Here is a 13,275-nt window from a genome sequence, read left to right on the forward strand (position 1 = left end):
TACGGGGCGCGAGCGGCGCGCGTCATGCCTCGCGCGCGATGGTATCGCGTTCGCGGGCTTCTTTTTCGCGGACCTTGTCGCGGATCAGTGCTTCCAGGTCGTCGACCAGGTGGTCGTTGCGCAGCTTGCTGGCCGGCTTGCCGTCGATGTAGACGAGGTTGGCCGGATCGCCGCCGGTCAGACCGATGTCGCTCTCCTTGGCTTCGCCGGGCCCGTTGACCACGCAGCCGATGACCGAGACGTCGAGGGGCGTCATGATGTCGTCGAGGCGTTCCTCGAGGGCGTTCATGGTGCCGATGACGTCGAAATTCTGCCGCGAGCAACTCGGGCAGGCGATGAAGTTGATGCCCTTGCTGCGCAGGCGCAGGCTCTTGAGCATGTCATAGCCGACCTTGATCTCCTCGACCGGGTCGGCGGCCAGCGAGACGCGGATGGTGTCGCCGATGCCTTCCATCAGCAGCAGCCCCAGGCCGATCGAGGACTTGACCGTGCCCGACCGCAGGCCACCGGCCTCGGTGATGCCGAGGTGCAGCGGCTGGTCGATGCGCTGGGCGAGCTGGCGATAGGCGGCCACCGCCATGAACACGTCCGATGCCTTGACGCTGACCTTGAAGTCCTGGAAGTCGAGGCGATCGAGGTGCTCGATATGGCGCATGGCGGATTCGACCAGCGCCTCCGGCGTGGGTTCGCCGTATTTCTTCTGCAGGTCCTTTTCCAGCGACCCGGCGTTGACGCCGATGCGAATGGGAATGCCGTGATGCCGTGCAGCATCGACCACTGCACGCACGCGGTCCTCGCGGCCGATGTTGCCGGGGTTGATGCGCAGACAGTCGACGCCCAGCTCGGCCACGCGCAGGGCGATCTTGTAATCGAAGTGGATGTCGGCCACCAGGGGCACCGAGACCTGGCGCTTGATCTGGCCGAAGGCCTCGGCGGCATCCATGGTGGGCACCGAGACGCGCACGATGTCCGCGCCTGCTGCCTCGAGCTGACGAATCTGCGCGACGGTGGCGTCGACATCCAGCGTGTCGGTATTGGTCATGCTTTGCACGGCGATGGGGGCGTCCCCACCGACGGGGACGTGCCCGACATGAATCTGGCGCGACTTGCGCCGTTGGATCGGAGATTGCATATGCATGGGCGTATCACTCTCCCAAGGTGAAGCGGGCGACGTTGTTGCTGCCGGTATGCTCGCTCAAGTCGACGTTGTCGTCTCGATAGCTGATTTCGACGCCGGTGGCATTGCCCACGGTGAGGCGAAACGGTGGCGTACCCTCGACCTGGGCCTGGGTGCCGGCATCCTGCAATCCCGCCAGCAGGCGTTGGTTGTCGGCATCATAGATCTCGGTCCATGACTGCTCGTTGAAGGTCAGCGTCAAGCGGTTGGGGTCGGCGGTTTCCGCGGCGCTATCGTCCGTCGCGGTGTCGGTGTCTTCCGGGACGCCGGCATTCGCCGTGGTAGCCAGCTCGGCCGCCTCCGGTGATGCGACATCCGTGCCGGCCGTGTCTGCCTCCGGCAAGGCGTCGGCCGCTGGTGCCTCTGCCTCGACATCCGTCGTGTCGTCGTCGACCAGCCCCAGTTCGCTGTCATTCTCGGGCAATGGCGGCAGACTCCCCTGCTCGTCCCCGGAGGCGGTGGCCGACGGCGAGGCGCCGGCGTCGCCGGTGGCGCTTTCGGTGACCGCAGCATCGTCGCCACCTTCCTGGGTGACGTCACCATCCTGGGTGGTTTCCATCGACACGGAAGCGCTATCTCCCAGCCCGAAGAACTCATTGCCTTCACGGCTTTGCCACCACAGCAGCGTCAGGCCGATGAGGCCGAGCACGATCAGCAGCGTGACCAGCTTGAAGATCCAGGCACCGAGTCGTGACGGGGGCTGCGATCGATAGGCCGGGGTCACCGTACGATCGAGATCGTCGCGGCCGTGGAGCGCGTCGTAGGCCTGCGCCACGCGCTTGTCGTCGACGCCCAGCAACTTGGCGTAGGCGCGCAGGTAGCCGCGCCGATAGGTGGCGATCGGGACCTGATCGTACTGGTCTTCCTCCAGGCCCTTGACCACGGCGGGCCGCAGGTTGAGCTGCTCGGCGACTTCCTCGAGGGACAATCCCTGTCGCTCACGCTCGCGTCGGAGTTGGGTGCCCGGCGGTTCGTGTCCGGTCGTGGGAGCGTGGGGATCGTGTTGTTCGTGAGTGTCGCTCATGCCAGAGCATCCTTCTCGAATTCGGGTGGTCGGATCATGCCTCAGGAACCGTCGAGCTGCCGATGATAAAAGGCCGCGGCTTCCTGGTCGCCTCTTGCGCGAGCGATTTCGCTCGCCAGTTCGAGACTGTCCGGAGTCGCATCGGCCAGGGTAAAGAAACGCTGCAGGCGTTCCCAGGCACGTTCATCGTGACCCTGCGTATGGTCGAGTCTCGCCAACAGGAGCAGGCTTTGCGTGTCTCGCGAGTCGTAGGCCAGCGCTTGTTCCAGCGGACGCCGTGCGGCCTCGATATCGCCCTGCTCGAATCGGCAGCGCCCCAGGTTGGCGAGCAACTGGGCGCGATTGTCGTATGTCATGTCTTGCGCCGCTATCCGCAACTGCCGGCAGGCGGCGTCGAGCTTGCCCTCATCGTACAGCAATGCGGCGTAGTTATTGCGCGCGCGAGTATAATCAGTGTCGGCTTCCAGCGCACGTTCGAAGAACTCCTCGGCGAGGGCGGGTTCTTTCTGACGCTGATGGAGGAGGGCCATGCCTTCCAGGGCCTGCGGGTCATGAGGCCCGAGTTCGAGGGCGTGTTCGAGCGCGCGTCGCGCGCGAGAGAGGTTGTCGCGCCGGAGATAGGCCAGCCCCAGGTCGGTATAGGCGGCGACCGCTTCGCCGGTATCCGGCGGTGCGTAGGGCGATGCGCTTTCGACCTGCACGGCGCAGCCGCCCAATAGCCAGACGAGCGACATCGCGGCACTCAACGAGCGGATCGAAGGTGGACGATGGCGACGCGTCATGGGGCCCTCTCGAAACAATGGCGTCAAACGGTGCGAGGCGATGGATTTCGTCGTCTGGAAGTGTCCCATCAAAGCGCCGCACCCTGGCGAAGTCAAGGCAAGGCTCAATCAGCGTCGAGCTGGATGGACTGGATGTAACGCTCGTGCCGCTTGGTGCGATCCTTCACGCGTCCCACCAGCTGGCCGCAGGCGGCGTCGATGTCGTCGCCGCGCGTGGTGCGTACGAGGGCCGTGTAGCCGAGATCGTACAGCCATTGCTGGAAGCGCATGACCTGATTGCGCGAAGGCTTTTCGTAGCCCGAGTGGGGAAACGGATTGAAAGGGATCAGGTTGATCTTGCTGGGGAGGTCGGCAAGCAGGGCCGCGAGCTCCTCGGCATGATGCTGCTGATCGTTGACGTCCTTGATGAGGGTGTACTCGATCGTCAGCATGCGCGTGTCGTCGCACTTGGCGAGATAGCGACGGCAGGCGTCGAGCAAGGTGGCGATGTTGTACTTGCGGTTCAACGGCACCAGTTCGTTGCGCAGCTCGTCGTTGGCGGCATGCAGCGACACTGCCAGGCTCACGTCGAGCTCGTCGCCGAGCTGGTCGAGTTTCGGCACCACGCCGGAGGTCGACAGCGTGACGCGGCGCTTGGAAAGTCCGTAACCGTTATCGTCGAGCATCAGCTTCATGGCCGGCACGACGTTGTCGTAATTGAGCAGCGGCTCGCCCATGCCCATCATCACCACGTTGGTGACCGGACGATTGGTGGTGTCCCGGCGTGCCCCGAAGCTGTTGCTGGCCACCCACACCTGGCCGATGATCTCGGCGCTGGTGAGGTTGCGCTGAAACCCCTGCTTGCCGGTGGAGCAGAAGCTGCAGTCCAGCGAGCAGCCGACCTGGGAGGAAACGCACAGCGTCCGACGCTTGCCGCCCTCGGCCGGGATCAGCACGGTTTCCACGTAGCTGCCGTCCTCGACCTCGAGCACCCACTTGCGGGTACCGTCCTGCGAGGTGCCCTCGTAGACCACACGTGGCCCGCGTATTTCGGCGAGCTCCTCGAGACGCGTGCGCAGCGCCTTCGAAAGGTTGGTCATCGACGCGAAGTCGGCGCAGCCTTCGTGATGGATCCACTTCATCACCTGCGCGGCGCGGAATTTCTTCTCGCCCAGCGAAACGAAGAAGGACTCCATCTCCTCGCGGGTAAGGCCGAGAAGGTTGGTACGGGGCGTGACGGTATCGAGGGTCATGGTGGGTCGTACGCTCGGTGGATGGCGGTGCGGGGGCCTCGCGGCCCCCGCGCGAAGCGATCAGCGTGCGCAGATCTCTTCGTTGCCGAAGAAGTAAGCAATCTCGCGCTCGGCGGATTCCGGCGAGTCGGAGCCGTGCACGGCATTGGCGTCGATGGACTGCGCGAAGTCGGCGCGGATGGTGCCGGCGGCGGCTTCCTTGGGATTGGTGGCGCCCATCAGGTCACGGTTGGCGGCGATGGCATTCTCGCCTTCCAGCACCTGCACGATCACCGGCCCGGACGTCATGAAGCCGACCAGGTCGCCGAAGAAGGGGCGTTCCTTGTGCTCGGCGTAGAACCCTTCGGCCTGCGCCTGGGAAAGCTGCAGCATCTTGGCGGCGACGATTTTCAGGCCGGCCTTTTCGAAGCGGCTTTCGATTTCGCCGATGACGTTCTTGGCGACGGCGTCGGGCTTGATGATGGACAGGGTGCGTTCGTTGGCCATGAGGTCAAATTCTCCGTGACGGAAAGCGATGGTCTGGGTCGAGACGGCAACGCGCCGCTCGGGGCGACGCGTTGCATGACGCTCGACGGATGTCGAAAAATCGCGCCATTGTAGCGTGTCGTGGGACGTGGCGCACGTCCCTGCGACGTGCTAGACGTTGAAGCTTTCCCCGCAGCCGCACTGGTCGGTGGCGTTGGGATTGTTGAAACGGAAGTAGCGGTTGAGCCCTTCGCTGACGTAATCCACTTCCGTGCCGTCGAGGATGGTCAGGGCTTCCTTGTCGACGAGCACCTTGACGCCATGGTCTTCGAACGGCACGTCGTTGTCGCCGATCTCGTCGGCGATGTCGAGTACGTAGCTGTACCCGGAGCAGCCGCTGGGCTTGACGGCCACGCGTAGCCCCAGGCCATTGCCGCGCTCGGCGAGCACGTGCTGGATCTGGTCGGCGGCGGCGGGGCTGATGCGAATGTTAGCCATGATGACCTCCTTGCGAGCGTCGCCACGCGGTGGGCGCGGCGACATCGATTCATTGGCGCAGGGCGCCGAGTGCGTGACGAAGTTCGGCGGTCGCGGTGTCGATGTCGGCCTCGGTGGTGAAGCGTCCGAAGCTGAAGCGTATGGACGACAGCGCGAGGATGCGATCCACCCCGATGGCTTTCAATACATAGGATGGCTCGACACTCGCCGAGTTGCACGCCGAGCCGGTCGAGACCGCCAGCGCGCGCAGTGCCATCAGCAGCGATTCGCCATCGACGCCTTCGAATGCCAGGTTGACGATGTTGGGCACCGAGACGTCGAGTGCCGTGTTGCAATGGATGCCCGCGCAGTCGTCGAGCCCGTCGAGAAAGCGTTGCCGCAGCGCCAGGCTCCTGTCGCGATCGCGCTCGAGCTCGTCGGCCGCCAGGGAGAAGGCCTCCCCCATGCCGGCGATCTGGTGCGTGGGCAGGGTGCCCGAACGCATGCCGCGCTCGTGGCCGCCGCCGTGGATCAAGGCCTCGAGGCGGATGTCGGGGCTGCGCCGGACGTAAAGCGCGCCCACGCCCTTGGGGCCGTAGGTCTTGTGCGCCGACATCGACATCAGGTCGATGCCTAGGGCGCCGACGTCGAGCGCGATCTTGCCGGTGGCCTGGGCGGCATCGACATGCAGGACCGCGCCACCGGCATGGGTCACCTCGGCGAGCGCGGCCAGGTCGTGAATGCTGCCCAGCTCGTTGTTGACGGCCATCAGCGAGACCAGCACGGTATCCTCGCGCATGGCATCGTTGAGCTGCGTGGGCGTCACGCGGCCATCCGCGCCGGGCGTCAGCCAGGTCACCTCGAAGCCCTCGGCCTCGAGGGCCGTGGCGGTGTCGACGACCGCCTTGTGCTCGATGCGCGAGGTCACCAGGTGCCGGCCGCGTGCGCGGTTGGCCCGCATGAAGCCGATCAGCGCGAGGTTGTCCGCTTCGGTGGCGCCGCTGGTCCAGACGATTTCACGCGGGTCGGCCGCGATCAGGTCGGCGACCTGACGCCGGGCGCTTTCCACCGCCTGTTCGGCCAGCCAGCCGGGCATGTGGCTGCGCGAGGCGGGGTTGGCGTAGACGCCATCGAGTGTCAGGTGACGTGCCATCAGCTCGGCGACCCGCGGGTCGACGGGCGTGGTGGCGGCATAATCGAGGTACACGGGTGAGGTCATGACGGCTCGTATCGCTGATGGCGCTGGCGCCTGTCGCCACGCAGGGTCACTGCGGGGCGATGCTGATGGTATCGGTACTGATCGTGTCCGTTGCCACGCGCTGATGCTGGCGCGCGGCGATATCGCGGACTTCCTGACGCTCGACCAGCTCGGCGAGCGTGATGGCGTCGAGAAAGCCGTGAATCTTGTCTGACAGGTCGCACCACAAGTGGTGTGTCAGGCAGGTATCGCCCTGCTGGCAATCCGACAGCCCCTGGCAACGCGTGGCGTCCACCGACTCGTCCACCGCGCCGATCACCGAGGCCACCGAAATGGCGTTCGCGCCGTGGGCCAGCAGATAGCCTCCACCGGGGCCGCGCACGCTCTTGACCAGCGCGGCGCGCTTGAGCCTGGCGAACAGCTGTTCCAGATAGGACAGCGAAATCGCCTGGCGTTTCGAGATGTCGGCGAGGCTGATGGGGCCGGCATCGGCATGCAACGCCAGGTCCAGCATCGCGGTGACGGCGTAGCGTCCCTTGGTCGTCAAGCGCATAAGTCGAGTCGGTCGGGCAGCGGTGAAAGAGCGGTTGACCAGGCGGCACATGCGATCCGTGGGGGACCCATCGCCTGAAGCGTGATCGCATTATGGGAAAACCCAGTAACGCGGTCAACCATTCCCGTCGCCGTCTTTGCGTGCCGTCAGAGCGCGGCTCTGCTTGTTCACGGCACCGAGGATGCCGCGCAGGATGTTCATTTCCATGCTGTCGATATGCGTGCGCAGGAAGAGCCGCCGCAGGCGTGCCATCAGCTGGCGCGGATTGTCCGGGTCATGGAAGTCGATTTCGATCAGGGTGCGCTCCAGATGCTCGAAAAAACGCTCCAGGTCGTCGTGCGTGGCCGGGGGGTTGTCCCATTCAACGCCGAAGGGCGTCTCGATATCTTCCGCGTCGCTGCCCAGAAACGCCAGACGGCACTCGTAGGCGAGCACCTGGACCGCCGCGGCGAGGTTGAGCGAGCTGAAGTCGGGGTTGGTGGGGATGTGCACATGCGCATGACAGCGTTGCAGCTCGCCGTTGGTCATGCCGCTGTCCTCGCGGCCGAAGACCAGCGCGGCCCGTGCGTTCTCCGGCGCGCACTCCCGGGGCAGACGCTCGCCGAGCGCGCGGGGCGTGAGCATGGGCCAGGGCAGGTGGCGCACACGGGCGCTGGCGCCGACCACGAAGGTGCAGTCGCTGACGGCTTCCTCGAGGGTGGCATGCACGCGGGCGTTGCTGACCAGCGCATCGGCGCCGGAGGCACGCGCGTGGGATTCCGAGCCGTACACCTCGCAGCGCGGCGCGACGAGGGCCAGGTCGGCGAGCCCCATGTTGTGCATGGCACGGGCGGTGCCGCCGATGTTGCCGGGGTGGCTGGTGCCGATGAGGACGATACGAAGTTTGTCGAGCATGATGAATAAGGCGCGGGACTGAGGAACGAACGGCGAGTCTATCATGGCTGCGGGCTGCGGGCTGCGGGCTGCGGGCTGCGGGCTGCGGGCTGCGGGCTGCGGGCTGCGGGCTGCGGCGCTTTCCGTGCAGGGCCCCGTCTGCTAGGATGCGCCACGTTCTTTAACAGTTTCCGAGATTCAGGCCCGTATCATGCATCCCATGGTTCAATTCGCACTGCGCGCCGCGCGTAGTGCCGCCGAGCAGTTCGTGCGCGCTCGTGATCGTATCGAAGTCGCGCGTGGCGACCGGCAGCTCGATCAGCTGCTCGAGGATACCGCGCGTAACGCCGAAACCCTGATCGCGACGCAGTTCCGTCGCAGCTACCCGCAGCACGGCATTTCCGGCCGTTACACGCCGCACCGCGACGGCGAAGGCGAGGGCGCCGACTTCCACTGGCGCATCGAGCCGTTCCACGGCTATTCCAATCTGGCGGTGGCATCGCCCAGCTTTGCCATCTCGCTGGTCTGCCTCGTCAAGGGGCGGCCCGAGCATGCGGTGATCGTGTGTCCCTTCACCGACGACGAGTATCTCGCCAGTCGCGGACGCGGCGCGCAGCTCAACGGCCGCCGCATCCGCGTGCCGAGCCACATCAACGTCGAAGGCGCGCGCGTCGCCGTCGGCTTGCCGGAGACCTGGCTGCGCACACGCCATCTGCCCGTCTACTTGACCTTGACCCAGGCGCTGGGGCCTCAGGTCGAGAGCTTCCTCAGCACGGGGAGCGGCCTCCTGGATCTCGCACAGCTGGCCGCCGGCCGTGTCGATACCGCCTTCGTGCTGGGTCTCGAAGAGCAGGATCAGCTCGTCGGCAGTCTCCTGCTCAAGGAGGCCGGCGCCCTGATGGGTGGTCTGGACGGCAGCCCCACGGTCGGCCCCGAGCAGAACCTCATGGCTGCCACCCCGCGCCTCTACAAGAATCTGGTGCAACAGCTCAAGACACGGGTGTAACACCGCCCCGGCGACGCTCGACTCGCCACACAACGACGCCCCCGTCGGCTAATGCCGGCGGGGGCGTCTTGCGTTTCGGCCGGTCCCAAGGGGACCGGCCGTCGTGCGTGTCGAGCGCGGCGCCGGTTATGCCGGCCCGATCAGGTGCTTGACTTCCAGGTAGGTGGACAGCCCCCAGGGACCGAGCTCGCGGCCGATGCCGCTGCGCCCGAAGCCGCCCCAGCTGGCCTCGGGCATGACGATCTGCTCGCTGTTGTACCAGATGTTGCCGGCGCGCAATGCGCGGCCGATCCGCTGGGCGCGTTGCGGATCGCCGCTGATGACCGTGGCGGCCAGGCCGAACTCGTTGTCGTTGGCCAGGGCGATGGCATCGTCATCGGAGGCGACGCTGCGTGCACACAGCACCGGACCGAAGATCTCCTCGCACCACAGGCGGCTGTCGGTGGGCACGTCGCGATACAGCGTCGGGGCGATGAAATAGCCCTGCGACGGCAACTGGCGATGGCGGGCGTCGCGCACCGCATCCAGACCCTCGCGCTCGGCGACGGCCAGGTAGTCGCGGACTCGATCGCGCTGACGCTGACTGGTCATCGGTCCCATGTCGGTGTTCTCGCCCAGTGGATCGCCCAGGCGTATGGCGTCGATGCGCGTGGCCAGTGCCTCGTACAGCGCCTCGGCCAGAGTCTCGTGCACGATCAGCCGCGAGGTCGCCGAGCAAATCTGCCCGCTGTTGAAATAGATGCCGGCCATGACCCAGTCGGCGGCCTGTTCGACCTCGGCATCCTCGAGTACCAGGATCGGCGACTTGCCGCCGAGTTCCAGCGACACGCCGCGGCTCCCCTCGGCGGCGGCCTGCATGACACGCTCGCCCACGGCGTTGCTGCCGGTGAACGACAGCTTGTCGATGCCGCGATGATGCGTCAGCGGTATGCCGATGCCGTCGCCATCGCCATGCAGCAGGTTGAGCACGCCCGGCGGCAAGGCGATCTCCAGGGCGATCTCGGCGAGGGCCTGTTCCGGCAGCGGCGTGACCTCGGAGGGCTTGAAGACCACCGTGCAGCCCGCCGCCAGGGCCGGCGCGATCTTCCAGGCGCTGGTCACCAGCGGGAAGTTCCACGGCGTGATCAGGCCGATCACCCCGGCGGGATCTTCGTAGCAGTGGGCGTCGACGCCCTCGATGTCGTGGGTGATGCGGCGTCCCTGGCGTGCTTCCAGGTCGCCGGCCTGGCGTGCGTAGTAGCGATAGCAGGCGATGGCGTCGTCGAGATCGATGCCGGCCTCGGCGAGCGCCTTGCCGTTGTTGGTCGCGGACAGCTCCATCAGGGCTTCGCGGCGGGCCGTCAGGGCGTCGGCCAGCGCATTCAGATAGGCGCCGCGACGTTCGCCGCCCAGGGCATGCCATCCGGGCAGCGCACGGCGTGCCGCCTCGACGGCCGCCTCGACGTCGCGGGCATCGCCGGCCGTGACCTCGGCGATCTGGCGCTCATGATACGGGTCCATCACCGCCAGGCGTCGAGTTCCGTGACTCGCGACCCAGCGGTTATCGATGAATTGGTGGTCGAGTGCTTGCATGTTGGCTCCTTCAGAGGGCGTGGTCGCGCAGCCAGTCATCGATCATGGCGTGCAGGCGTGCCCCGGAAAAACTGGGAAAATGACCGCCGTGGACGACGCGCGCGGGCAACTCGCGCAGACGTCGCATGCTGGCGGCGTAATCGCGGGCGTTACTGTGATAGACATCCTCGATCAGTGGCCCGTCGTAGATGAGATCGCCCGAGATCAGGATGCCGCTGGCGGCCTCCCAGAGCGCGATGCCGCCGGGGGAGTGCCCCGGTGTATGGATGACCTCGAAACGGCGGTCACCGAGGTCGATGATCTCGCCGTCCTCGAGCGTGGCGATACGCGTCGGCGGGGCGATACGGTAGCGGTGATGCTCGAAGGGGGCCGGCGGCAGGGCATCGAACATGGCGTCGTCGAGAAAGGCGTCGGCCAGGGTGCGCGCGTTGTCCGGATCGGCCAGGATATCGGCCTCGGCGGCGTGCACATGGCAGCAGTCGAACTCGTGCGCGCTACCGATATGATCGAAGTGGGTGTGGCTCGCCACCGCGATCAGGTCGCGTTCGCTGAGCAGCGGGACCTGCCGGCGCAGCGGCACGGCACCCAGCCCGAAGTCCACCAGCAAGTCTCTCTCGCGGCCCCGCACGTGCCAGATATTGCAGCGGTAGAACGGCTTGATGGCGGGCTCGTCGATCCGCGTGATCCCGTCATCGAGCGAGGTGGTGCGATACCAGCTCGCGGCATCGCCTCGAGGAAGCGAGAAACGGCTCATGCGATTGTCTCCGGCATCGGCCTGAGGTCCTGGAGGTAGTCCTGATGGGCTCGGCTTGCGTCGATGCGGCTCAGGTCGATGTCGACCACCAGGCTGCCCGCCGCGTCACCGAGGCGCCCCAGAACCTCGCCATCCGGTCCCGCTATCAGGCTGTTGCCGCAATAATGCAGTTCGGCTTCCTCGCCGGCCCGGTTGATGCAGGCGACGAAGCACTGGTTGTCGAGGGCCCGGGCCCGGATCTGCAGCGCCTGGCGCTCGGCATTGGGCACCATGTTGGCGGTGGGCGAGAGGATGACCTGAGCCCCTTGAGTGGCGAGCGCCCTGGCCACCTCGGGAAACTCGTTGTCATAGCAGATCATCAGGCCGAGACGGCCGAGGCGCGTATCCACCACGCAGCAGTCCTCGCCGGCGGCGAAGAAGGCATGTTCGCGATCCCACAGCTGGCGCTTGTGGTAGGTGGCGATACGCTCGCCCCGGTCGTCGATCAGCACGGCGGAATTGGTCAGGCGCCCGTCGGCTTGCCGCTCGGCCAGGCCGAAGAGCAGGAACAGTTCGTGCTCGGCGGCGAGTTCGGCGGCCCGCTGGGCGATCGGGCCGCCCACCGGCTCGGCGAGTTCCTCCAGTCGCTCGAAGATGTTGTAGCCGCTCAGGGCGAGCTCGGGGAGGACCAGCAGGTCCGCACCGGCCGCCACCGCCTGCTGGCACTGGCGCGCAAGAGACGCCAGGTTGGCGGCCACGTCGCCGCACACGGGGTCGGTCTGCGCCAGCATCAGTTTCATCGGTGTCACTCTCCTGCGGTCTGTGAAGCGTTGGCGCGGGACTTGGTCAACAGCATGGCGCCGAGCCAGTAGAGGCCGCCGGTGATGACGAAGACCGGTAGCGAGGCGCCGAAGGCCAGCGGCGCGACCAGCGACCAGTAGGCGGCCAGCCCGGCGCCGATCACGTAGGCACCGATGGCCACCGGCGCGGTGGGGCGTCCCAGCTGGTGACGCGCCTTGAGCAGTTCGGGGCTGTAACCCTCGCGACCGACCAGGTAGTAATCGACGATGATCACCGAGAAGGCCGGGATGAACAGCGCGCCTATCAATAGCAGAAAGTTCTGGAACTGGTCCAGGATGCCGGGAATCAGGGCGCCGAAGACGGTCACGATCCCGATGATCAGCGCCGGCTTCCAGAAGGCCATGCCGGGCGACACGTTCATGCAGGACAGGGTGGCGCTGTAGACGGCCATGACATTGGTGGTCATCACGGAGAAGAAGATGACCAGGGCCGCGGGCAGGCCGAAGCCGAAACCGGAGAGCAGCCGGGTCGGGTCGTAGGTCTGCTCCATGCCGTTCATGACCGACAGCCCGGAAACGGCGGCACCCAGGCCCATGGCGATCATGGCGGCCATCACGTAGCCAAGGTAGGTGCCCCAGACGGCGATGGCGCCGCTCTTGCAGTTGCGATTGTAATCCGCCGAGGACGAGATCCAGGAGAAGGCGGTGGCGATGACGATGTCGAAGGCGATGCCCAAGGTGATGCCGTTACGCGCCTCGACCGGCATGTCCAGCAGGGTCGAGACATCGTAGTGGAGGTTCAACTGGTAGAGCACCACGGCGGCCAGCGCCACCATGGCCATCGCCGCCCAGCGTTCGACCCGCTCGATGCCCAGGTGGCCACGCAGCACGATGAGGACCACCACGGTCTCGCAGAGGATGGTCATCAAGGGCAGGTTGGCGTAGCCGGTGGTCGCCTGGATGGCGTAGTCGAGACTCATGCCGGCGAGCAGGGCCTGGATCCAGCTCCAGGCGATCAGTACCCCCATGTTGACCAGCGAGATCAGCCGGCTGCCGAGCGGGCCATACGCGCGCCGGGTCAACGCCATGGAAGGCAGGCCGGTGCGCTGGCCCATCAGCCCGACCAGCAGGAGCGGGATGGCGCCGATCAACGAGCCGATCAGCACGCTGCCCATGGCGGTCGTGAAGGGCAGATCGGGCACCAGGAGCATGCCGGTGAGGATGGTGGTGACCACGACGTTGGCGCCGAGCCACAGGGCGACAGTGCCGAACGCCCCGAGGCTCTTGTGCTGGTGGTCGTCGAGGGTGTCCTGACCGAGCAGACGATGGAAGAAAGCCATGGTGTTGTCCTTGTAGTGTTTTGGAAAACCGTTGTTTCCGAGA

At 66.2% G+C, this 13,275-nt stretch carries 14 protein-coding genes; 1 reads left to right on the forward strand and 13 read right to left on the reverse strand.

The window, feature by feature from the left end; all coding sequences use genetic code 11:
- Positions 1-22: 22 nt before the first annotated feature.
- The 9 genes from ispG to ABGX75_RS06155 form a co-directional block, all read right to left on the reverse strand.
- Positions 23-1,138 (reverse strand): flavodoxin-dependent (E)-4-hydroxy-3-methylbut-2-enyl-diphosphate synthase, encoded by a 1,116-nt coding sequence (gene ispG / locus ABGX75_RS06115; protein ID WP_011508146.1) that lies wholly within the window; start codon positions 1,136-1,138, stop codon positions 23-25.
- Between the two features lie 7 nt (positions 1,139-1,145).
- Positions 1,146-2,201, reverse strand: a complete 1,056-nt coding sequence (locus ABGX75_RS06120) for a RodZ domain-containing protein (protein WP_110061127.1) — start codon at positions 2,199-2,201, stop codon at positions 1,146-1,148.
- Positions 2,202-2,242: 41 nt separating this feature from the next.
- Positions 2,243-2,983 (reverse strand): type IV pilus biogenesis/stability protein PilW, encoded by a 741-nt coding sequence (gene pilW, locus ABGX75_RS06125; protein ID WP_347411273.1) that lies wholly within the window; start codon positions 2,981-2,983, stop codon positions 2,243-2,245.
- A gap of 104 nt (positions 2,984-3,087) precedes the next feature.
- Entirely contained in the window at positions 3,088-4,215 is a 1,128-nt protein-coding gene (gene rlmN / locus ABGX75_RS06130) for a 23S rRNA (adenine(2503)-C(2))-methyltransferase RlmN (RefSeq protein WP_011508143.1), read from the reverse strand.
- A 60-nt stretch (positions 4,216-4,275) separates the two neighbouring features.
- Positions 4,276-4,701: a nucleoside-diphosphate kinase gene (ndk, locus tag ABGX75_RS06135; RefSeq protein WP_011508142.1), complete on the reverse strand. Its 426-nt coding sequence runs from the start codon at positions 4,699-4,701 to the stop codon at positions 4,276-4,278.
- Positions 4,702-4,851: 150 nt separating this feature from the next.
- Positions 4,852-5,178, reverse strand: coding sequence for an iron-sulfur cluster assembly accessory protein (locus ABGX75_RS06140; protein ID WP_011508141.1), 327 nt, complete (start codon positions 5,176-5,178; stop codon positions 4,852-4,854).
- A gap of 49 nt (positions 5,179-5,227) precedes the next feature.
- On the reverse strand, positions 5,228-6,376 hold the full coding sequence (locus tag ABGX75_RS06145; RefSeq protein ID WP_035413432.1) for an aminotransferase class V-fold PLP-dependent enzyme: 1,149 nt from the start codon (positions 6,374-6,376) through the stop codon (positions 5,228-5,230).
- Between the two features lie 46 nt (positions 6,377-6,422).
- Positions 6,423-6,908 carry a Fe-S cluster assembly transcriptional regulator IscR gene (gene iscR, locus ABGX75_RS06150; RefSeq protein ID WP_035413434.1) on the reverse strand — a complete coding sequence of 162 codons (486 nt, stop codon included), beginning with the start codon at positions 6,906-6,908 and terminating at the stop codon, positions 6,423-6,425.
- 114 nt (positions 6,909-7,022) lie between these two features.
- On the reverse strand, positions 7,023-7,802 hold the full coding sequence (locus ABGX75_RS06155; RefSeq protein WP_347411274.1) for an RNA methyltransferase: 780 nt from the start codon (positions 7,800-7,802) through the stop codon (positions 7,023-7,025).
- A gap of 190 nt (positions 7,803-7,992) precedes the next feature.
- Here ABGX75_RS06155 and ABGX75_RS06160 point away from each other — a divergent pair, with 190 nt between their 5' ends.
- A complete protein-coding gene (locus ABGX75_RS06160; protein ID WP_110061123.1) occupies positions 7,993-8,787 on the forward strand; it encodes an inositol monophosphatase family protein in 795 nt (264 codons plus the stop codon).
- Positions 8,788-8,913: 126 nt separating this feature from the next.
- On the opposite strand, the gene ABGX75_RS06165 is transcribed toward ABGX75_RS06160, so the two are convergent.
- Genes ABGX75_RS06165 through ABGX75_RS06180 form a run of 4 tightly spaced genes read right to left on the reverse strand, consistent with a single transcriptional unit; the run spans position 8,914 to position 13,232 of the window.
- Positions 8,914-10,359, reverse strand: a complete 1,446-nt coding sequence (locus ABGX75_RS06165) for an aldehyde dehydrogenase family protein (protein WP_347411275.1) — start codon at positions 10,357-10,359, stop codon at positions 8,914-8,916.
- Between the two features lie 10 nt (positions 10,360-10,369).
- A complete protein-coding gene (locus ABGX75_RS06170; protein WP_011508135.1) occupies positions 10,370-11,113 on the reverse strand; it encodes an MBL fold metallo-hydrolase in 744 nt (247 codons plus the stop codon).
- Positions 11,110-11,892, reverse strand: coding sequence for a carbon-nitrogen hydrolase family protein (locus tag ABGX75_RS06175; protein ID WP_179152978.1), 783 nt, complete (start codon positions 11,890-11,892; stop codon positions 11,110-11,112). The genes ABGX75_RS06170 and ABGX75_RS06175 overlap by 4 nt, the downstream gene beginning before the upstream one ends.
- Positions 11,893-11,897: 5 nt before the next feature.
- Positions 11,898-13,232, reverse strand: a complete 1,335-nt coding sequence (locus tag ABGX75_RS06180) for a cytosine permease (protein ID WP_347411276.1) — start codon at positions 13,230-13,232, stop codon at positions 11,898-11,900.
- Positions 13,233-13,275 lie beyond the last annotated feature (43 nt).

Origin of the sequence: Chromohalobacter sp. (assembly GCF_039830575.1) — a bacterium.
In the GTDB taxonomy this organism is placed as follows: Bacteria; Pseudomonadota; Gammaproteobacteria; order Pseudomonadales; family Halomonadaceae; genus Chromohalobacter; species Chromohalobacter israelensis.

What these genes read in the sequence shown, in the direction of transcription:
- ispG (WP_011508146.1), bottom strand. Translation starts at nt 1,138, where the DNA reads ATGCATATGCAATCTCCGATCCAACGGCGCAAGTCGCGCCAGATTCAT.
- ABGX75_RS06120 (WP_110061127.1), bottom strand. Translation starts at nt 2,201, where the DNA reads ATGAGCGACACTCACGAACAACACGATCCCCACGCTCCCACGACCGGA.
- pilW (WP_347411273.1), bottom strand. Translation starts at nt 2,983, where the DNA reads ATGACGCGTCGCCATCGTCCACCTTCGATCCGCTCGTTGAGTGCCGCG.
- rlmN (WP_011508143.1), bottom strand. Translation starts at nt 4,215, where the DNA reads ATGACCCTCGATACCGTCACGCCCCGTACCAACCTTCTCGGCCTTACC.
- ndk (WP_011508142.1), bottom strand. Translation starts at nt 4,701, where the DNA reads ATGGCCAACGAACGCACCCTGTCCATCATCAAGCCCGACGCCGTCGCC.
- ABGX75_RS06140 (WP_011508141.1), bottom strand. Translation starts at nt 5,178, where the DNA reads ATGGCTAACATTCGCATCAGCCCCGCCGCCGCCGACCAGATCCAGCAC.
- ABGX75_RS06145 (WP_035413432.1), bottom strand. Translation starts at nt 6,376, where the DNA reads ATGACCTCACCCGTGTACCTCGATTATGCCGCCACCACGCCCGTCGAC.
- iscR (WP_035413434.1), bottom strand. Translation starts at nt 6,908, where the DNA reads ATGCGCTTGACGACCAAGGGACGCTACGCCGTCACCGCGATGCTGGAC.
- ABGX75_RS06155 (WP_347411274.1), bottom strand. Translation starts at nt 7,802, where the DNA reads ATGCTCGACAAACTTCGTATCGTCCTCATCGGCACCAGCCACCCCGGC.
- ABGX75_RS06160 (WP_110061123.1), top strand. Translation starts at nt 7,993, where the DNA reads ATGCATCCCATGGTTCAATTCGCACTGCGCGCCGCGCGTAGTGCCGCC.
- ABGX75_RS06165 (WP_347411275.1), bottom strand. Translation starts at nt 10,359, where the DNA reads ATGCAAGCACTCGACCACCAATTCATCGATAACCGCTGGGTCGCGAGT.
- ABGX75_RS06170 (WP_011508135.1), bottom strand. Translation starts at nt 11,113, where the DNA reads ATGAGCCGTTTCTCGCTTCCTCGAGGCGATGCCGCGAGCTGGTATCGC.
- ABGX75_RS06175 (WP_179152978.1), bottom strand. Translation starts at nt 11,892, where the DNA reads ATGAAACTGATGCTGGCGCAGACCGACCCCGTGTGCGGCGACGTGGCC.
- ABGX75_RS06180 (WP_347411276.1), bottom strand. Translation starts at nt 13,232, where the DNA reads ATGGCTTTCTTCCATCGTCTGCTCGGTCAGGACACCCTCGACGACCAC.